17 protein-coding genes are annotated in these 20,887 nt (G+C 33.3%); 12 read left to right on the forward strand and 5 right to left on the reverse strand.

The features are described 5' to 3' along the window. The first annotated feature begins 1 nt into the window (after window position 1). On the forward strand, window positions 2-1,435 hold the full coding sequence (locus LPB248_RS15010) for a RagB/SusD family nutrient uptake outer membrane protein (protein ID WP_177212145.1): 1,434 nt from the start codon (window positions 2-4) through the stop codon (window positions 1,433-1,435). A gap of 57 nt (window positions 1,436-1,492) precedes the next feature. On the opposite strand, the gene LPB248_RS15015 is transcribed toward LPB248_RS15010, so the two are convergent. Next, window positions 1,493-2,395, reverse strand: a complete 903-nt coding sequence (locus LPB248_RS15015; protein WP_177212146.1) for a DUF6607 family protein — start codon at window positions 2,393-2,395, stop codon at window positions 1,493-1,495. Between the two features lie 105 nt (window positions 2,396-2,500). On the opposite strand from LPB248_RS15015, the gene LPB248_RS15020 reads away from it, so the two are divergent. The 11 genes from LPB248_RS15020 (at window position 2,501) to LPB248_RS15070 (ending at window position 17,543) form a co-directional block, all read left to right on the forward strand. Then, a complete protein-coding gene (locus tag LPB248_RS15020; RefSeq protein ID WP_177212147.1) occupies window positions 2,501-4,651 on the forward strand; it encodes a TonB-dependent receptor plug domain-containing protein in 2,151 nt (716 codons plus the stop codon). 12 nt (window positions 4,652-4,663) lie between these two features. Then, window positions 4,664-6,073, forward strand: coding sequence for an HmuY family protein (locus LPB248_RS15025; protein WP_177212148.1), 1,410 nt, complete (start codon window positions 4,664-4,666; stop codon window positions 6,071-6,073). 278 nt (window positions 6,074-6,351) lie between these two features. Beyond that, window positions 6,352-7,830 (forward strand): SGNH/GDSL hydrolase family protein, encoded by a 1,479-nt coding sequence (locus LPB248_RS15030; protein ID WP_177212149.1) that lies wholly within the window; start codon window positions 6,352-6,354, stop codon window positions 7,828-7,830. Continuing rightward, complete coding sequence (locus LPB248_RS15035) at window positions 7,827-9,248, forward strand: GDSL-type esterase/lipase family protein (protein WP_177212150.1); 1,422 nt, start codon at window positions 7,827-7,829, stop codon at window positions 9,246-9,248. Before LPB248_RS15030 ends, LPB248_RS15035 begins: the two co-directional genes overlap by 4 nt. A gap of 1 nt (window position 9,249) precedes the next feature. Next, window positions 9,250-10,932 carry an MBOAT family O-acyltransferase gene (locus tag LPB248_RS15040; protein ID WP_177212151.1) on the forward strand — a complete coding sequence of 561 codons (1,683 nt, stop codon included), beginning with the start codon at window positions 9,250-9,252 and terminating at the stop codon, window positions 10,930-10,932. A gap of 325 nt (window positions 10,933-11,257) precedes the next feature. Further along, a complete protein-coding gene (gene ffh / locus LPB248_RS15045; protein ID WP_095929402.1) occupies window positions 11,258-12,622 on the forward strand; it encodes a signal recognition particle protein in 1,365 nt (454 codons plus the stop codon). A gap of 125 nt (window positions 12,623-12,747) precedes the next feature. Then, complete coding sequence (locus tag LPB248_RS15050) at window positions 12,748-13,635, forward strand: bifunctional 5,10-methylenetetrahydrofolate dehydrogenase/5,10-methenyltetrahydrofolate cyclohydrolase (protein WP_177212152.1); 888 nt, start codon at window positions 12,748-12,750, stop codon at window positions 13,633-13,635. A 252-nt stretch (window positions 13,636-13,887) separates the two neighbouring features. Further along, window positions 13,888-14,814: a magnesium transporter CorA family protein gene (locus LPB248_RS15055; protein WP_177212153.1), complete on the forward strand. Its 927-nt coding sequence runs from the start codon at window positions 13,888-13,890 to the stop codon at window positions 14,812-14,814. 364 nt (window positions 14,815-15,178) lie between these two features. Then, window positions 15,179-15,793: a hypothetical protein gene (locus LPB248_RS15060; RefSeq protein ID WP_177212154.1), complete on the forward strand. Its 615-nt coding sequence runs from the start codon at window positions 15,179-15,181 to the stop codon at window positions 15,791-15,793. An 8-nt stretch (window positions 15,794-15,801) separates the two neighbouring features. Further along, window positions 15,802-16,092 carry a winged helix-turn-helix domain-containing protein gene (locus LPB248_RS15065; protein WP_177212155.1) on the forward strand — a complete coding sequence of 97 codons (291 nt, stop codon included), beginning with the start codon at window positions 15,802-15,804 and terminating at the stop codon, window positions 16,090-16,092. 59 nt (window positions 16,093-16,151) lie between these two features. Then, window positions 16,152-17,543 carry a DUF4173 domain-containing protein gene (locus LPB248_RS15070; RefSeq protein ID WP_177212156.1) on the forward strand — a complete coding sequence of 464 codons (1,392 nt, stop codon included), beginning with the start codon at window positions 16,152-16,154 and terminating at the stop codon, window positions 17,541-17,543. Window positions 17,544-17,584: 41 nt separating this feature from the next. Here the strand turns inward: LPB248_RS15070 and rluF are convergent, their stop codons facing one another. The 4 genes from rluF to LPB248_RS15090 form a co-directional block, all read right to left on the reverse strand. Then, window positions 17,585-18,448 carry a 23S rRNA pseudouridine(2604) synthase RluF gene (gene rluF, locus LPB248_RS15075; protein ID WP_177212157.1) on the reverse strand — a complete coding sequence of 288 codons (864 nt, stop codon included), beginning with the start codon at window positions 18,446-18,448 and terminating at the stop codon, window positions 17,585-17,587. 229 nt (window positions 18,449-18,677) lie between these two features. Then, on the reverse strand, window positions 18,678-19,022 hold the full coding sequence (locus LPB248_RS15080) for an antibiotic biosynthesis monooxygenase family protein (protein ID WP_177212158.1): 345 nt from the start codon (window positions 19,020-19,022) through the stop codon (window positions 18,678-18,680). A gap of 52 nt (window positions 19,023-19,074) precedes the next feature. Further along, window positions 19,075-19,935 carry an alpha/beta fold hydrolase gene (locus tag LPB248_RS15085; protein ID WP_177212159.1) on the reverse strand — a complete coding sequence of 287 codons (861 nt, stop codon included), beginning with the start codon at window positions 19,933-19,935 and terminating at the stop codon, window positions 19,075-19,077. Between the two features lie 172 nt (window positions 19,936-20,107). Next, window positions 20,108-20,887 (reverse strand): zinc ribbon domain-containing protein, encoded by a 780-nt coding sequence (locus LPB248_RS15090; protein ID WP_177212160.1) that lies wholly within the window; start codon window positions 20,885-20,887, stop codon window positions 20,108-20,110.

Genomic DNA, 20,887 nt, shown 5'->3' on the forward strand with positions numbered 1-20,887 from the left:
TATGAAGAGTTTAATTTTAAAAATTTTCATTGCTATAGTGACATTGCTCACAACGGCAAGTTGTAGCAAAGATTTTCTTGATGAACCCCAGCCAACTGCAGGAGTTTCTGAAACAGTTATATTTAGTTCGAGAGAAGGAGTTGAGGCTTTTATTTCTGGAATAATGAGACGTTTTAGAGGACAGTTTAGTTCTACAGATACTGCTGGTCTTAATTCAATATTTTTTGCAAGGAGTGTGAAAGGGAATGATTTGATTCAAGCGGATAATTGGTTTGGATCTGACTATGCTAATACAAATAGAGAGCCTACATATAGGAGGACTATATTTACTTGGAATTATTGTTATTATATGATTAATCAAGCCAATGCTTTAATCACTGGTGTAGAAGAGAGTACTGTGTTAACTTCACAGGATAAAAAAGAACTTGCTGCTTATGGTTATGCACTTAGAGGGTTTTTCTATCATCAATTAGTTTTAGAATTTTGTCCATCATATTCAGTAGATACCAATTACCCAGCTCCACCAATTTATACTAGTGTTTCTAAAGAAGGAAATGCAATGTCAACAGTAGGAGAGATGTATATGTTTATAGAATCAGATTTATTAAAAGCTATTGATGGCTTGACAGCTAACCGCTTAGGAAAGTCTTATATTAATAAAAATGTTGCAAATGGTATTTTAGCAGAGGTTTACCAAGTAATGGGTAATTGGTCTGGAGCTGCCAATGCTGCTAATGCAGCTTATGGAGGTGATCCGGCAGCAGTTTTGAATGCTGCAGGCTATCGTTCTGGATTCGATAATTATTCTAGTGTTGAATGGATTTGGGGAACTCCTCAAAGGTCAGATCAAACTAATTATTATTATAATGCACCAGCTGTAATGACAGATCATATGGTTGCTTCATATGCCGCAACATATATAAATAAAGATTTTGTGAGTTTATTTTCTCCAACGGATGTTAGAGGGTATTTTCAAAAGAAAAGCGCTTCGATAACAGACATAAATGATTTTAGATATTGGATTACTCGCAAGTTTTCATTTAGTTTTGCAGGACATAATCCTATTATAAGAGCTCCTGAGATGATTTTAATCGAAGCAGAAGCTAAGGTTAGATTAGGTGATGAGGTTACAGGGCATAATTTACTTTATACGTTACAGAAAGATAGAGATGTGAATGCAGTTAAATCTGCTAATACAGGAGCAGCTCTTATTGATGAAATCTTGATGGAAAGAAGAAAAGAACTATATGCTGAGAATGGTGTGGAATGGTTTGATGCGAAACGGTTAAGAAGAGGAATTACGAGAACAGGTAACCATAGAATTGGTGCGGCAGGTAGTTTAACAGCTGATGATAAGAAATTTTTCTTAAAAATACCTCAGGCTGAAATTGATGCAAACCCATTAATACCGAAAGATATAAACAATAATAGATAGATAAAAAAAAGCCGGAAGTCTCAAAACTTCCGGCTTTTTTATAACAACTAATTCTAATTACTTAACAAATTTGTCAATGATTTTATCTGTTTCTGCTTTTGAAGCATCTGGTTTCAAATCAAATAAAAGAGAGTAAAGTGCTTTTCTGTCAACTTTAGCTTCTAGGTTTAAGTCTTGGTGTCTGTCAAAAAGAGTTTGCCATTTGTCACGAACGTTTTTCCAAAGTGCATTATTTTCCTTCCACCATTTTTGTCCTGCGATACATTTAGAGTTATCTACTTTAGTATAAACATCAAATCCTTTTTCTTGAGCTAGTAAAACATCTTTTCCAGCATCGTCACGAACTAATTTGTCATTGTCTTGCTCATGATTCCAACCTGTAGCAGTGATTTCGTGGATGTTTCTTCTTTTTAAAACATTATAATCGTTACGTTTTGTCTGCTCTCTTCTAGGAAGTGGTGCATCTGCAACGTTTGCCCAATAATCTTGTCCGTCAACATGTACCCAAGTTGAAGATCCCTCATATCTTGGACTATCGTCTACTTGATATACTTTTTGAGTCCACTGACCTTTAACAGCCTTTTTGTCTAATTTCTTGTATTTCCAAGAATTGCCTTTGTCAAAAGTGTATAAGTCTGTGTTTTCGTAAAGCCAATCTTGTCTCCAGTGTTTGATAATCATATCAGGACTTACAATAAGTAAATGCTGCATTACAATTTTGTTTGGAGTATCTTCTAACAACTCAACCCATTCTAAAGCAGATTCGTGTTTAGTCTCAGAAGGTTTATAAGTAAGAGAATCTTTTGGGTAAGAGAAAGTTTCTGTGAAATTGAACTTCACCTCATAACAACCACACATCGATTTAATAGATTTTATGTCTTGTTGTTTCTTGTCCTGACTAAATCCAAGACCACATGTTAAAGCCATAGCGGCTGACAAAAAAAGGCTTTTTGAAATCATAACTTATTGTTTTGTTTTTAAATTTTTCGCAAATATATAAATTTAATTTAGAACAATTAAAAATAGTTATATATTTGCATAGATTATTAAGACTGAATAAAAATAATGAAAATTAAAATTACCCTTTTTGCTGGATTTCTATTTTGTACATATTCTTTTGCTCAGCAGAAAGATAGTATTGCCTCTAAGGAAAAACTTTCCGAAGTTGTTGTTACAGGACAGTTTGAACCACAATCTATAAAGAAGTCTGTTTTTAATGTACGAGTGATTTCTAAGGAAGACATAAAACAATTGGCGGCAAATAATTTGTCAGATGTTTTAAATCAATATTTAAATATTACAGTTCAGAATAGTGGGAGCGATGGACGTTCTACGGTTTCAATGTTCGGATTAGATTCGCAATATTTTAAAATTTTAATAGATAATATACCATTGGTGAGCGATACAGGTATGGGAACCAATGTTGACCTAACGCAGGTAAATCTTGACGATGTAGAACGCATTGAGATTATAGAAGGTTCTATGGGGGTGACTCATGGAGCAAATGCGGTTAGTGGTATTTTAAATATTATTACTAAAAAAGGTGGCGGTTATAGATGGCAAGTAAGTGCAACTCTTCAAGAAGAATCAGTTGGTAACGAATATGCACTTTTTGATAAAGGCCGTCATATTCAGGCTGTTAAAGTAGCTCATAATTTTAATGAAAACTGGTTTGTAAATATTGGAGGAAACCGTAATGATTTTGCGGGATTTTACGATGATAAAAAAGGAAAAGATTATACAGGAGATGATGGTTTACGAGGCTACAGTTGGTTGCCAAAAGAACAGTTAGTCGGAAATGCTATGTTGGGATATCAAAAGAATGATTTTAGGATTTTTTACAAGTTTGATTATTATGGGGAAAACGTACATTATTATAGTCCGATTTTAATTCCGCAGGATAATTATCCTTTTCCAGATACCTATTTTACAAATGACAAACGTTTTTTGACAAACCGTTTTTATCACCATTTAAACTCTAATGGGAAACTTTTTTCTAAACTTAATTACAATGTTTCTGTTTCACATCAGAAGCAAGAACGTGATTTGGAAAAGTTTAATTACCAGCTTGAAACTGAACAAGAATTTGCCAATGATAGGCAAACATATCAGTCTAAAGAAGTGCTATATTCTACGGGAACGTTGAGCAATTTTTTTAATAATAAGAAAGTTGATTTTCAATTAGGATATGAAATAACAAATGAAAATGGGTTTTATAATGCAGCGGCAGGAACTTTTAAAGATGATCAGCAGCAATTTAAAGATATTAGAAAAAGGCTCGAAAACTATGATATTTTTTCTGTAGCTGAAATTAACCTAAATGAAAAATTCTCAATCAGACCAGGTCTTCGATATTCATTTCAGGCACAGTTTGATAATCAATATGCAAGTTCTTTAGGATTAAGATATCTTTTCAAAAAAGGATTAGAGGCAAGGGCTTCACTTGGAAAATCTTATCGTACACCAAACTTTGACGAACTTTATACATATTTTGTTGATTCAAATCATAACCTTCAAGGGAATCCTGAGTTAGTACCTGAGAACAGTACGTCATACGAGTTGAGTTTTAAAAGATCTTGTTTTTTTGACTCAGGAGCTCAAATCGCAAACAATCTTGCAGTTACTTATTTAAATGTAAATGATCGAATTGATATGGTCTTGACACAAGTAACTCCACTAGTTTATAAATATGTAAATATTAATGAATATAAGATGTGGAATGTGTCTACTACAGAGCAATACTCTTATAAAAACTGGAACATAAAGGTTGGTGCTGCTTTGGTGGGAATTTCACGAAAAATAGATTTGGCAGCTTTAAATTTAACTTCAGATGATAAATTCTTGTATTCTTTGAACTTAAACTCTAGTATTTCTTACAATGTTCCAAAATGGAATACACTATTTGCTCTTTACTACAAATATAATGGAAAGCAACAACAGTATGTTGCTGGAACAGATACTGCAGGTGGTGCGCAATTTTTCTTAAGCGAAATAGAGCCTTACAGTTGGATGGATTTTTCTGTTAGAAAGTTCTTTTTCAAAAATCAATTTGAAGTTACAGCGGGAGCTAGAAACATATTTAATATAACAAACGTGCAAACGACTCAAAGTGGAGGGTCTACAGGAGGAGTTCATGCTACAGGAAGTCCTGATTTGCTACTAGGATACGGACGTTCTTACTTTCTAAAACTTACATATAACCTAAATTTTAATTAATATATAAATCCAATGAAAAAAAACTTTATTTTAATCTTGTCTTTCGTTTTACTAGCTTTTGCAGCTTGTAATAGTGACGATAACGAACAGCCAGTTGTAAACTCGGTTGCTTTTGCTGCAACATCCGTAAACTTGTCAAATGCATCTACTCCTATTGAAATTAAATTTGCAACTCCCACAGCAGCAGCAGGAAGTGTAACAGTTTCTTTTGTTGAGAAAGATGTAGTAAGTGGAGCTGACTTTAGTACTACACCAGTTGCATCTGCAAAAACAGTTGTAGTTCCTTTTGAAAAAAATGTATCTTCTGTGAGTTTTACTTTTAATAAATTAAAAGATGCTATAGAAGGCGAAGTAAAAAATGTTGTGTTTACAATTGCAAGTACAACAATAAACTCTACAATAGCTGAGAATAAAACAATCCAAGTTAATTTTAATGAAACAGCTTCTTTAGGAACAGCTTTAGCTCCTGAACTTGGTGGTTCTGCACAGTCAAATCAAGTATATGTTGATTTAAGCAGCGGAAAAATGACAAGTGTAGTAAGAGCTTCTTGGGATTTAGGTTTCTACGCTGGATCAGAATTCAGAGTAGTATTGAATTCATCTTTAAAAATGTCAGCTAAAGTATTGGCAACAACTAATATTGATGAAGTTCAGGTCGAAGATCCTACTATGTTATTTTCTCAAGGAACTGGAAATCCTGCTTTAGTTGATGATCCAACAGGAGATCTTACAAAAACTACAATTGCTGAGGTTTCTGCAACCGATTCGGCAAATAAAGTTTACTTAATTAATATGGGGAATAATTCGGCAGCAGTTGCTTTGGGAGCAGAAGGTGCTGTAGCAGGAACTTCAAGAGGTTGGAAAAAAATTAGAATCTTGAAAAGCGGAAATGATTATAAAATTCAATATGCAAATATTGATGCTACAACTCATGATGAAGTTGTAATTTCAAAAAACAGTGCATTTAATTTTACATTTTTTAGTCTTTTAGATAAGAAAACAGTTAGTGTTGAGCCACAAAAAGGACTGTGGGATCTTAACTTTACTTCATTTACAAACGTTATTCCTGGACAAAACGGATTAGCACCTTATTTATATGCAGATTATGTGGTAAATAACAGTAAAGGAGGAGCTCAGGCTTACCAAGTTCTTACAAGTGCATTTACATTTGAAGCTTTCACATTAGCAAATGTTGATAATACTAAATTTAATACAGATCCAAGAAATATTGGTTCTAATTGGAGAGGAACAAGTGTAATTGGACCTAATGGTGATCCAGTTTCTCAGTTTGTTTTAAGAACAGATCGTTTCTACGTTGTTAAAGATCCTGCAGGGAATATCTACAAATTGAAATTTACTGGAGGATTAAAAGAAAATGGAGAAAGAGGATTCCCTAAATTCCAATATGCTCTTTTAAAATAATTTTAAAATGAAAAATCTAAAAAATATAAAGATTATTCATTCTAATATATAGTGCCTTGCATTAAGATTTAGTTAATCATTAGCTTTGTTTTTTTTATTTTTTTTTGATAAAGAGGTTAGAAAAATTCTAACCTCTTTTTTTTGTTCTACTTTCTTGTTAAAATCAAATAGAAACAAAATGTTATTCTATCTTTGCACAAATTTTTTCTGCAGTAAGTTAGCCTTTATTGAATTGGTTTAATTTTTGAATGCAGTTCTTCATATTTTATAATTATTAGGTGAATACAAAATCTTATTTTTTTCAGTCTTTTGCGATCGTTGCGTTAGCGCTGGTTGCTTTTATTGGGTTTAAACAAATCCTTCCAGATAAAATATTTTCTGAGACTAAGTTAGATTCTAAAAATATATTGATAGATAGTATGCTTTTAGAATCTGTTGCCGACGATTCATTATCGCTAGACAAAGACAGTATTGCAAAAAGTGAGCAAGCATTAAATGGGCAGAAAATTGTTTTTGATGAAACAGAAGGAATTGAATTTCCTGCTGAAACATTCGAAAACTATAAAGGATATCAATATCTGATTTCTTTCTATGAGAAATTGTATCAGTTAGAAAAAAATCCGCAGAACAAAGTTCGAATCGCTTATTACGGAGATTCTATGACCGATGGAGATTTAATCGTTCAGGACGTTCGTACCAATTATCAAGAACGCTTTGGAGGAAACGGTGTTGGTTTTGTGCCTATTACTTCAGAATCTGCAGCTTCTAGAGGATCTGTAAAATCAACTTATTCTAAAAACTGGAAAACGCAGTCTTATTTAAATGTAAAAAGACCAACGAGCCCTTTTGGAGTTAACGGACATGTGTTTTTTGCCAATGATAGATCCAATTCAACTTGGGTTCAGTACGAAGCTGGACTGAACAAATATTCGACTTCTTTAGATAATGCAACATTATTTTATGGGCGTTCATCTAAAATAGGAAAAGTGAATTTCATTATAGGAAAAGATACTCTTAAGAAAAGCCTTTCTCCAAATAGTTTAGTTAACACACTAAAAGTTTCATCAGGAAGTTTAAAAGCCTTTAAAGCAAATTTTGTACAGGCAGATTCTATTCCGATTTATGGATTTAATTTTGATAACGGAAGCGGAGTTCATGTTGATAATTTCTCTCAGCGAGGAAATTCAGGACTTCCAATTTCGATGTTTAATGCCGATGTAATGAGAGCTTTTAATAATAGCTTAAGATACGATTTGATCATTCTGCACTATGGAACCAACGTTTTAAATTACGGAACAAAAAATTATTCTTGGTATGAAAAAGGAATGACGAAAACCGTTAATAAAATCAAAGAATCATTTCCAGGTGTTTCAATTTTAATTGTTTCAACAGCTGATAAATCAACAAAATATGATTTAGAAATGAAAACCGATTCTGCTGTAGTTCCTTTAATGAAAGCGCAAAAGCATTATGCATTAGAAACTCATGCAGGATTTGTTAACCTATATACTTTGATGGGAGGAGATGGTTCTATGATAAAATGGGTTGATGAAACGCCGGCAAAAGCCAATAAAGATTATACACACTTTAACCAGCGTGGTGCAAAAGCCATTGGTAATTTGCTGTATGGACAATTAAACAAAGGATACGAAGAATATAAAGCACTGAGAGAAAAAAGAGATGCTGAAGGAACTAAGCCAAAACCAGTAAGAAGAGCCAAACCCGATTCCGTATCAGTAACAAAAGACAGTGTATGATAAATAAACTAATGGTCTTCTTTTGTTGTCTTTTTTTTACAACAAATGAAAAAACTCCAAAAACAGACGTACAGCCAATACCCAAAAGCATGATTCAAAAAGTGGATACCGCAGCAATTGATGCGCCTTCTGATGGTCAGATTTATAACGCAAAAGCGATAAGTGATTTTTTTCATAAACTGGAAAAAAATGAAGATCAGAAAAATCAGAAAATCAATATTGTACATATTGGAGATTCGCATATTCAAAGTGATTTGATGACGAATGAAATCAGAAAAAAACTGCAACAGCAATTTGGGAATGCAGGACGCGGTCTGGTTTTTCCGTATCAATTAGCGAGAACAAACGGATCTTACAATGAGCGATTCAAATCGAACAGAACTTGGGAAAGCTATAGAAATATATATCCGTTTAAACAGTGTCCAATTGGATTAAGCGGGATCGGACTTTGGAGAGATTCAGGCGGATTTGTGATGGAAATGAATATAAAAGATCCAGCGTACAAATTCAATACAATAAAAATTATTACGCCTCAAAATCAGAATATGTTTGATTTGGCTATTTCTTCTAAGATCAATTCTATTCAGACAACAGAACGAAGAGTTATTACGCATAAAATTAAAAAAGGCGAAGTGCTTGGAAGTATTGCAGATAAATACAATGTTTCTGTTGCCGAGATTAAAAGAGACAATCGTTTAAAGTCAAATAATATCCGTGCCGGAAGAACTTTAAGAATCTCAACAAACGAAACAAGGCCAAAGACCATTTCAATGTCTGAATTTGTTCCGTTGGCAATCGAATCAGATTCTTTCTCACATTATTATAATTCAGAAAATGCTTTAAGCCGAATTTTCTTGATTCCGAATAAAGAAGCAAAAGATTACGAGTTAAACGGAATTGTCTTAGAAAAAGATGCGCCAGGAGTTATTTATAGCAGTATTGGAGTAAACGGAGCTAAATATTCAGATTACAATAAATATCCTTTATTTTTTGAACAGCTGAAATCGTTACATCCAGATTTATTGGTTTTTTCATTAGGAACAAATGAAAGTTACGAGAAATTGGATGCTGGAGGTTATATTAAAGAATTAAGAGAGTTTATACAGAATGTAAGAGCACAGAAAATAGATGCACCAATAATTGTAATGACACCACCGCCATCTTTGCTAAGAAGAAAACCAAATACATATATTGATGATTACACGCGACACATTATTGATATAGCCCAAAAAGATGATTTTGCTGTTTGGGATTTGTACGATGAGTTTGGAGGCATGAGCGGAATCAAACAATTGAAAGTTCAAGGATTAATTGGGCCAGATTGGGTTCATTATTCAAAAAAAGGATACGAGAAACAAGGAAATCTGTTTGCTCAGGCGTTTTTAAGATCATACGATAATTTTAAATTAAAGAAGTAAGTTGACAACAATAGATAGCATTAATAATTGGTTCATTCAAAACTTTGGTGCAATTACAATAGAACAAGTTAAAAGTTGGTTTGTTTACAATGAAGACGAAAAACTTTTATTCAATACCGGTTTATTCTTAGGTTTATTTCTGGTTTTCTATTTTGTGTATGGTTTTTTACGCAAAACATTTTATTTGAGATTAACGTATGTTATTCTCTTCTCATTATTCTTTTACTATAAATCAAGCGGGATTTATTTTCTGCTGTTATTGCTTTCGTCAGTCGTAGATTATGGTTTGAGCCAGATTATTTACCGTGAAAGTAGAGATGGAGTTAAGAAATTTTATTTGGTAATTAGTGTCATTTTGAATTTGGCACTTTTAGGCTATTTCAAATACATGAACTTTTTGATCGTGACGTACAACGATATGTTTCATGGTAATTTTGAACTTCATAATGTTTTTCTTCCTGTTGGAATTTCGTTTTATACGTTCCAATCTATGAGTTATATTATTGAGATTTATAGAGAAGAAATTAAACCAACTAAAAATTACATCGAATATTTATTCTTCGTATCATTCTTCCCTCAATTAGTTGCGGGACCAATTGTTCGTGCAAAAGACTTTTTGCCTCAGATTTATCAAAAATTAAATCTGACCAAACAAGATGTAAACAACGCTTTGTTTTTGATTATTGGTGGATTGATTAAGAAAACAGTAATCTCAAATTATATCTCGGTAAACTTTGTCGATCGTGTTTTTGATACGCCGATGAGTTATACTTCTTTCGAAAACTTAATGGCTTCGTACGGATATGCCATTCAGATTTACTGTGATTTCTCTGGATATTCAGATATGGCAATTGGTATTGCATTATTGCTTGGATTTAAATTGCCAGTCAACTTTAGAACGCCTTATAAATCGACTTCGATTACCGATTTCTGGAGAAGATGGCACATTTCGCTTTCGACTTGGTTAAAAGACTTTTTATATATTTCGATTGGAGGAAATCGAGAAGGATCTTTTGCGGGATATTTATTCCCAAGTTTATTTTTCTTCGGATTATTGCTTTGGGGAATGTCTTGTTATAATGAGAGTGTAATTCCGCTTATTATTGCAGGAGTCAGTATTTTAATTTTCGCTTTGTCATTTTTACTTTCAAGCAAAATAAAACAGACTTTAGTAACCAATTTCAACCTGTTTACTACAATGCTTTTAGGAGGTTTGTGGCATGGAGCAGGAGCACAGTTTATTGTTTGGGGAGCTTTACACGGATTAGCATTAGCAGTTCATAAAATATTTATGGAATTTTTTCCTTCGAAGAAAGATAAAAGTCCGAATTTCTTATGGAGATTTTTCTCAATAGTAATCACGTTCCATTTTGTAGTTTTCTGTTGGATTTTCTTCAGAGCAAGAGATTTTGAAACAGCATTACAAGTAATTAATAACATCGGTCAATTAACATTTGAACCAGAACTTTGGAAAACAATTGTTTTGGGATATAAAAATGTTTTCGGATTAATGTTGTTCGGTTACGTTTGGCATTTCTTACCAGAAACTTTCACAAACGGAATGAAATCTGTTTTTGACAAAACTCCACTATTAATAAAAGCAATAATCTTAGGATTCGTATATTGGATTGTTTACGCTACAGCAGTAGCAGGTTCGCAACCTTTTATTTACTTTCAATTCTAAAATAAAGGTTCAAAGAGACATAGTAACAAAGGCGCAAAGGTTTTATTCTTTGCGCCTTTTTTTTGTCACGGATTAAAAGAATTAAGAAGATTATTGTTTCACGGAGATTCTGCAGATATTAGCAGATTTAAATTTTTAATTATTTAAAATAGAAATCTGAATCATCTGCTAAATCTGCGAGAGAAATAATCAGTGAAATCGGTGTAATTAGCAGCAAAGAATAAAACCTTTGCTCCTTTGTTGCTTTGCCACTTTGAACCTTAAAAAATAAATTGCCTGAAATATGTAATTAGATTATCTTTGCACTTCATATAAAGAAAATGATATGTTTGATAATTTAAGTGATAAGTTAGATAAAGCGTTCCATATATTAAAAGGACACGGTAAAATTACAGAAGTAAACGTTGCCGATACTTTAAAAGAAGTTCGTCGTGCTTTGCTTGATGCCGACGTTAACTTTAAAATTGCTAAAGATTTTACAGCTAGAGTAAAAGACAAAGCAATTGGTCAGGACGTATTGACAACCTTACAGCCAGGACAATTATTAGTAAAACTGGTAAAAGATGAGTTGACAGAATTAATGGGTGGAGATGTTGCTGGTGTTAACTTATCAGGAAATCCAACTGTTATTTTGATGTCAGGACTTCAAGGTTCTGGTAAAACAACTTTCTCAGGGAAATTAGCTAATTTCTTAAAAACAAAGAAAAATAAAAAACCACTTCTTGTAGCGTGTGATATTTACCGTCCAGCGGCGATCAACCAGTTACATGTTGTGGGAGATCAAATAGGTGTTGAGGTTTACTCAGAACCAGAAAATAAAAATCCTGTAGAAATTGCTCAAAACGCAATTAAACACGCTAAAGCAAACGGATTCAATGTTGTTATTGTCGATACAGCAGGACGTTTGGCAGTAGATCAGGAAATGATGGATGAAATTGCACGTGTACACAAAGCAATTCAGCCACAAGAAACATTGTTCGTTGTAGACTCTATGACAGGACAAGATGCTGTTAATACAGCAAAAGCTTTCAACGATATCTTAAACTTTGATGGAGTTATCTTAACGAAATTAGATGGAGATACTCGTGGTGGAGCTGCACTTTCAATTAAATCGATTGTAAACAAACCAATTAAATTTGTTGGTACTGGAGAAAAAATGGAAGCAATTGATGTTTTCTATCCAGAACGTATGGCTGAGCGTATCTTAGGAATGGGAGACGTTGTGTCTCTTGTTGAAAGAGCTCAAGAACAATTTGATGAAGAAGAAGCAAGAAAACTTCAAAAGAAAATCGCTAAAAACGAATTTGGTTTTGATGACTTCTTAACGCAGATTCAGCAAGTAAAGAAAATGGGTAACATGAAAGACTTGGTTGGAATGATACCAGGTGCTTCAAAAGCGATGAAAGACGTTGAAATCGAAGACGACGCTTTCAAACATATCGAAGCGATCATTTATTCGATGACTCCAGGAGAAAGAAGCAAACCAGCGATTATCGACGTAAAAAGAAAAGCCAGAATCGCAAAGGGTTCGGGAACTAAAGTCGAGCAAGTAAATCAGCTGATGAAGCAGTTTGACCAAATGAGCAAGATGATGAAGATGATGCAAGGCCCAGGCGGAAAAAATCTGATGAAAATGATGGGTGGTATGAAAGGGATGCCGGGTGGTATGCCAGGAGGAATGCCGAAATAATAAAAAGAGTTTCAAGTTTAAGGTTTCAATTTAAGAGACCAAAACTTGAAACTTTTTTAATTCAATAAAAATTAAGTTTCGCAAGTAACGTGAAACATGAAACTTTAAACTTGAAACAACACACAATGCAGCTACTAGACGGTAAAAAAACATCTAACGACATTAAAAACGAAATTGCAATCGAAGTTCAATCTATAAAAGCAGCTGGAGGAAAAGTGCCTCATTTAGCAGCGGTTTTAGTGGGTAATAACGGAGCAAGTTTAACTTACGTAGGAAGTAAAGTAAAATCATGCCAAGAAATTGGTTTTGATTCCACTTTAGTTGCTTTACCAGAAACCATTACGGAAGATGAATTATTGGCTAAAATTAAAGAGTTAAACGAAGATGACAATCTAGACGGATACATCGTTCAGTTGCCTTTGCCAAAACATATCGACGAGCAGAAAATCTTATTAGCAATTGATCCAGACAAAGACGTAGACGGATTTCACCCAACTAACTTTGGTAGAATGGCTTTGGAAATGGAAAGTTTCATTCCAGCAACCCCATTCGGGATTATGGAATTGTTAGAACGTTACAAAGTAGAAACTGCAGGAAAACATACTGTTGTAATTGGAAGAAGCCATATCGTAGGACGACCAATGAGTATTTTAATGAGCCGTAAAGGAAATCCTGGAGATTCGACAGTTACATTAACTCATAGTAGAACTAAAGATTTAGCAGAATTCACTAAAAATGCTGATATCATCATTACAGCTTTAGGAGTTCCAGAATTCTTAAAAGCGGACATGGTAAAAGAAGGAGTAACGGTTATTGATGTTGGAATTACACGTGTAGAAGACGCATCAAACGCAAAAGGATATGTTATCAAAGGAGATGTTGATTTTGACGGAGTAAGCAAAAAAGCATCTTTCATTACGCCAGTTCCAGGTGGTGTAGGACCAATGACAATTGCAATGTTGCTTAAGAATACACTATTAGCAAGAAAAATGAGAAGCGCAAGAAACCGGTAATATTGCATCAAAATAATATAAAGCCTGTTCGTTAGAGCAGGCTTTTTTATTTGTATATCTTAGAAAAACTATATAAAAGTCTCGTTTTAATATATTATTAATAGATTAAAGTTTTGGTTCTTAAAAATAAAGGATACTTTTGCACCACTTAAAAAACACTTCTCCAAATGGACGATTATTATTATTCGTTAGTATTAAATTAAGCAGCTTTTGAAAATTTCAAAATGCTGCGCTAAAAACCTGTATTTTGAAATGAAAGCCTTTTACACAAACAACAACGGATTGGTAGAAATCCAAAAATGGACTTCAAATTGCTGGATTCACATCGAATCTCCTACAGAATCAGATAAAAACTATTTAGTCGAAGAACTTCAACTTCCAGAAGCCTTTTACAATGATATCGAAGATATCGACGAAAGACCTCGTATCGAAATAGAAGACGGCTGGACGCTTATCATTATGCGTATTCCAATTAAAAGCGGAGACGTTAAAATTCCATTTCATACCGTTCCTCTCGGAATCATTTTTAAAGACGACATCTGTGTTACCATCAGTTTTTATAAAACAGAAATAATAAAAGATTTTGTTGCCTATTCGCAACGCAAAAACATCGAAATAGAAGATAATTTCAATTTAGTGCTAAGATTACTTTTGTCGTCAAGCGTTTGGTATTTGAAATATCTAAAACAAATCAATCATAAAATAAAACTGGCAGAAGATAACTTAGAGAAATCAATCAAAAATGAAGAATTGCAAGCGCTACTTCAAATCGAAAAATGCTTTGTATTCTTTATAACCTCTTTAAAAGCAAACGATGTTTTGTTTCAAAGAATCAAAAACTTAAAAGCACATAAAGCCAGTTATGATCCAGAATTATTAGAAGATGTTGAAATCGAATTAAATCAGGCACAAGACACAGCCAATATTTACAATAACATCTTAACCGGAATGATGGATGCTTATGCTTCTGTAATTTCAAACAACATGAATAATATCATGAAACAGATGACATCAATTTCGATCATTTTAATGATTCCAACGCTAATTGCCAGTTTGTACGGAATGAACGTGCCAAACGGATTGGAAGAAAGTAAATACGGAATCTGGATCCTGCTTTTAGTTTCAATAATTCTATCCACTTTTGGAGTTTTTTTATTCAAAAGAAGAAGATGGTTTTAATTTAAAATCTCGTAATAATAAAAGCCTGTTCGTTAAGAATGGGCTTTTTCATTTTTATATTTTGGGCGTGACCCCGATCCGTTGAGAGGGCAAACATACTTTACGCTGATGCGCCCTCTCAACGGGTCGGGGTCGGGCTATCCGCGCTACTTCGGTAGCTGCTTCTATCCCTCACGCAATCATTTTCATAAGAAAGTTTCGTTTTTAAAAAAGTTTGTTGAATCCCAGAGGGATGAAATATTTATAGAAATGGATAAGCGCACTCATTTAAGCCCCAGAGGGGTGAAATTTTAAAAAATAAAATCACTTTTTTATTTGCTAATTCGAAATAAATAATAACTTTGTAGCGCAAAGTACTTTAATTATGAATCAAAAGCACCAAGAAGATTTAGCACATATTCGTTCCATGATGGAGCGCTCTTCAAGATTTATATCATTAAGCGGACTTTCAGGAGTTTTCGCTGGTCTTTCAGCTTTAATTGGCGGAATCTATGTATATCAGCTTTTCAAAGTAAACGGCATCGATTATCTAAACGATGGGCATAGATTATATTCAACCAATCTGGTTTCAGAATTATTTTGGATCGGAATCATAATTATGGTTGTTGCATTGGTATTTGCTGCTTTTTTTACCATTAGAAAAAGCCGAAAATACAATTTGCCAATTTGGACTTCGGCAACAAAAAAGATGCTGTTTCATTTGGCAGTACCACTTATAACAGGCGGGATATTTTGTCTGGCTTTAATATATTATGGGAACTTTGGTTTAGTGGCTCCTGCAACATTAATTTTTTACGGACTTGCTGTTGTAAACGCAGAAAAATATACATTTTCGGATATAAAATATCTTGGTTTCTCGGAACTGATTTTAGGATGTATTGCACTTTTTAATATAGGATATGGATTGATATTCTGGATTATCGGATTCGGAATTCTGCATATCGTATACGGATTAGTGATGTTCAAAAAATACAAATAAATAACCCAATGGGAATTATTGATAAACTAAATAAAGATTTTGAAAGCCGTGTCAGACTGGGCATTATGTCCGTTCTGATGGTTAACGACTGGGTAGATTTTACCGAGATGAAAACGCTTTTAAATATCACCGATGGTAATTTAGCGAGTCATTCTTCTGCGCTTGAAAAAGCAGGTTATATAGAAGTGAAAAAAGAATTTGTAGGCAAAAAGCCTAGAACCTCTTATCAGGTTACCGATTTGGGGCGTGTTGCCTTCAAAGAGCACTTGTCATACCTTGAAAAATTAATGAAATCCTAATAACGCTATTTTTTTATCTAAAAACTTTGAATTACAAAGTACTTTTAAATTTATCAATCATGAAAAAACATCAAATTATCTTAGCTTGTACAGCGGTTTTTATACTGCTTTTTTACAACGAATCTGTTGGAATCAATATTTCTATTTTTGGCGTTTTGCTCACGCTTTTAATTAGTTACTTCTTTCAGGAAAAGATGGTAGACCGATCACATCTTGTTCTTGTAATGACTTCTATTTTATCTTGTTTTGCTTTTGCTTGGTACGGAGATGCAGCATCATTTTTTGCTTTAGCACTATCAATTCTGTTTTTGCAGTTCAAAACGCAAAATGACGAACTCAAAATAATTCAGGTTTTTCCATTAGTATTCTTAAACGGATTTACTTCTATTGGTAGAATATTCATTTTTAAACAATGGCTTCCAGAACGAAAAATCCATAATGATTTTGCGAAAAAACTAGTGGCTTTTGTTCTTATTCCGGTTATCTTTCTCGGATTGTTTTTTATTGTTTATTCTTTCGGAAGCGATCATTTCTCTTCATTGTTTACAGATTATGAACTGGATATCAATTTACCGCAATTAATTGCAATGTGCGTTTTAGGATTTTACATCTCGTTCAGTTTCTGGAATTATTGGGTTCCTGATGTTTGTTACGAATACAATCCGAAATTGAACAATGATTTTACCAATGTTTCTGAAGTAAAAAATCAAAGCACTTTTTCTTTTTTAGATCTTGATTTCGAAAGAAAAAGCGGTGAGATTACATTATTTCTTTTAAATATTATGCTTTTAGTTTTTATTGGAACTTACAATTATGAGCAATTTTTTGAAGTAGTCAAAAAAACAAATTTAAGTGCAGATACACACGAACGTGTAAATGCTGTAATTTTTTCAATTCTAATGGCGGTTGGAGTAATTCTGTTTTATTTTAAAGGTGGATTCAATTTTGATGAAAAAGCTAAAAGTTTAAAGAATCTAGCAAAAGTTTGGCTTGCGCTAAATGTCATTCTAATTGTAAGTGCTATGATTAAGAATACAGAATATGTTTCTTTTTATGGTTTAACATACAAACGTCTTGGAGTTTATGCTTTTTTAATCTTAGCTATTATCGGATTAGCAGTTTCATTTCAGAAAATCAGAAAACAAAAAACAAATGCTTATCTTTTCAATCAGATGGTTTGGTATTTCTACGGAACAATTCTTTTATGCAGTTATATCAATTGGGGAAACCTTGTTACGAATTATAATATTTCAGTTAACAAAGGAGTAGAACCTGTCTTCTTAAGCGGTTTAAATTTTAATGATGATGCACGTCGTGAATATTTTGAAAAAAATAATTTAAACGGAAAATATGCAGAAGCGGTAAGAGAAGAATTGATTTGGAATTATCAAGACGCCAGTTTTTTATCTAAAGCGTTGTATTATGAATTTTTGAATAAAGAAAAGAAATAGGATAAAATGAGAAATCCCATTCAACTGAATGGGATTTCTTTTTATTTATTATCTCCTCTTTTTTTAAAGCGAGGATCATGTTTTGAAATAAACGTTGTTCTTCGACTTGAATTTTGAGTCGAACCTTGAGTTGAGCTTCTATTCGAATTCCTACTTGTATTTTCTACTTTCGGAAGACTTGCTTCTTCTGTTTTGCTAGAAGGTTCAATCAATTGGTTTAATTCTTTTATCTCAGCATCAGTTAAATCTCTATATCTTCCAACAGGAACATCCAAAGAAATATTAATGATTCTAATACGTTTTAAGGCCGTAACTTCATAACCCAAGTATTCAGACATTCTTCTAATCTGACGGTTTAATCCTTGGGTTAAAATGATCTTGAAAGTGAATTTGCTAATTTGTTCGACTTTACATTTTTTGGTAACCGTATCGAGAATCGGAACACCATTTCCCATACGCTGAATAAAACGCTCTGTAATAGGTTTGTTTACTGTAACTGTATATTCTTTCTCGTGGTTATTTCTAGCACGAAGAATCTTGTTTACAATGTCACCATCATTAGTCATAAAAATTAATCCTTCACTGGCTTTATCCAATCTTCCAATTGGAAAAATACGTTTCGGGTAATTAATATAATCAACAATATTATTTTTAACTTCAAGGTTAGTCGTGCATTCAATTCCGACAGGTTTATTGAAAGCCAAATAAACTAATTTTTCATTTTTCTCTACGATTAATTTACCATTAATACGTATTTCATCATCTGGCGAAACTTTAGTCCCCATTTCAGCCACAGCGCCATTTATCGTTACGCGTCCTTCTTCAATTAATTTATCAGCTTCACGACGAGAACAATATCCCGTTTCACCAATAAATTTATTGAGACGTTTTAAATTTTCTTCCATACTGCAAAAATAGCTAAAATTTAGGACTTGTTAGATCTTTAGATTTTAGACTTCTTAGATTATTGGGTTGTTTTGAATTTCATGCTGTTTTGTCATCCTGAGGAACGAAGGATCACACTCATAATTCGACAAAGATTGGCGATTTTGATTGCGGAGTTTCTTGTGTGATCCTTCGTTTCTCAGGATGACAAGTTTGTGCAAAACCTTTGTCTCTTTTTACGCTTGAATCTTAAGAATGAAATTCAGAACTATCACTTGGAGTTTCTTTTCGATCAAACATTCCATAATCACGAACCACAGTTGCAATTCGTAAATGATAATCTTTGAAAACTTCATTTCTGCCTTTTGCCTGAGCTGCACGATGCATCTCGAGATTTCTCCATTGTTGAATGCTTTCTTCATCTTTCCAAAAAGATAAAGACAGCACTTTTGAAGGATCAGTAAAACTTTGAAATCGCTCTATCGAAATAAATCCTTCAATATTATCTAATTCTGGACGCAGACTTGCCGCGATGTCTAGATATTCTTCTTTTTTTCCTTCGTTAGGGATTACTTCAAAAATTACAGCGATCATTTTTATTTTTTATTTTAGATTTTTGGAAAAACTTTGCGCCTTTGAACCTTTGCTACTTTGAACCTGCAGAAAACAAAAACTCAATCACTTTGTCATACAATTCATCATCATGCATTCCGTGACCTAAACCGCTAGTTTCAATAAACTGGCTGTTTTTCCAGTTGCTGGCTATTTTTTTTCCTTCTTCAAAAGCTACAATCTTATCTGTCGTATCATGAGCAATAAAACCTGGAATAGTAAATTGAGAGGCAAATTTTTGTCCCGAAAAATCTTCTAGTTTAAAATTGAAACGATTGATGAATTTGCTTTCCAAAAGTGGCAACATTCTTCTATTCAAACTAAGCATCGAAATGTAATTGTTAATCAAAGTTTTTAAATCAGAAGGAGCTCCAAGAACTACCATTTTGTTAATGCTGGTGTTTGGAAACAAATATTGATGATAAACACAGGCAGCTCCGCCAATAGAATGCCCAATTATAATTTCGGGCTGATATTTTTCTACAGCTTTATTGATGAATTCAGCGTAAAGTGGCACATTAAATTCTTTTCCGCTGCTTTGTCCGTGTGCGGGCGCATCAATTGCAATAATGGTACTTCCAGATTTTTGAAGATGTGGTAAAGTTTTTTTCCATCGAGCAGCATTGCTTTCCCAGCCATGCACTAATAGAATTTTGGTTTCATTTCCTTTCCAGATGTAGGTTTGAAAATGATGTTCATTATGATGAAATATTTCTGTTTCTGTATGTCGCAAAACTTTTGGAAGTTCCTCTTTTTTTAATCGGCCAATTCGTGGCTGGCTAAAAAGAGCATAAGAAAGTTCCATAGCTTTTTGCGGACGAACATAACTCAAAAAATTAATGTAAGATCCAACTGATTTTAATGTGATGAACCGAATTCCTTTTTTAATTCCCAAAACTTAAATTTTTTTTTTCTAAAGGTAAAAAAAGGTCTGCCACGAATTACACAAATGGGCACGAATTTTTTATTCTCAAACGAATAGATTAAAAAAAATAATTTGCGAAAATTCGTGGAATTCGTGGCAGAATAAACGCAAAAAAAAGTCCCGATTTAATCGGGACTTTCTATTAGAATTTTGCGAACAATTGTTCCATTTTTTCTTTTTCTTCTTCAGCTAATTGCGTATCAACTAAAATTCTTCCAGAGTGCTCATCAGTAATGATTTTCTTTCTTGAAGCAATTTCAACCTGAGTTTGTGGTGGAATTGTAAAGAAAGATCCAGCAGAAGCTCCTCTTTCGATAGAAACTACAGCTAATCCGTTACGAACACTGCTTCTGATTCTGTTGTAAGCAGCCAATAATCTGTCTTCGATTTGTGCTGCAAATTCAGCAGATTTCTCAGTTAAGAAAGTTTCTTCTTTCTGAGTTTCAGCCATAATAGCATCTAATTCAGATTTTTTATGTTTTAAATGAGAGCTTTTAGCATCAAGTTTTTCTTTTAAGTTAGAAATAACTTCTTTTTTGTGCTCGATAGAAGCTTTCATTTCTTTGATTTGCTTTTCAGCCAATTGAATTTCTAATTCCTGAAATTCAACCTCTTTTGTCAAAGAATTAAATTCTCTGTTGTTACGTACTGATTCTTGTTGTTTTGTGTACTTCTTGATAACCTCTTTATGCTCCTCAATAGCAATTTTCTTTGCTTTGATTTGCTCCTCAATCACTTCAAGTTCACCTTTCAGTTTCTCTGAACGAGTGCTCAAACCTGCAACTTCATCTTCTAAATCTTCAACCTCTAAAGGAAGTTCTCCTCTAACGTTTCTGATTTCGTCAATTCTAGAGTCAATAAGCTGTAAATCGTATATTGCTCTTAACTTGTCCTCAACACTTAATTCTTTCGTATTCGTCAT

The organism is Flavobacterium sp. LPB0248 (assembly GCF_013388355.1).
GTDB lineage: Bacteria > Bacteroidota > Bacteroidia > Flavobacteriales > Flavobacteriaceae > Flavobacterium.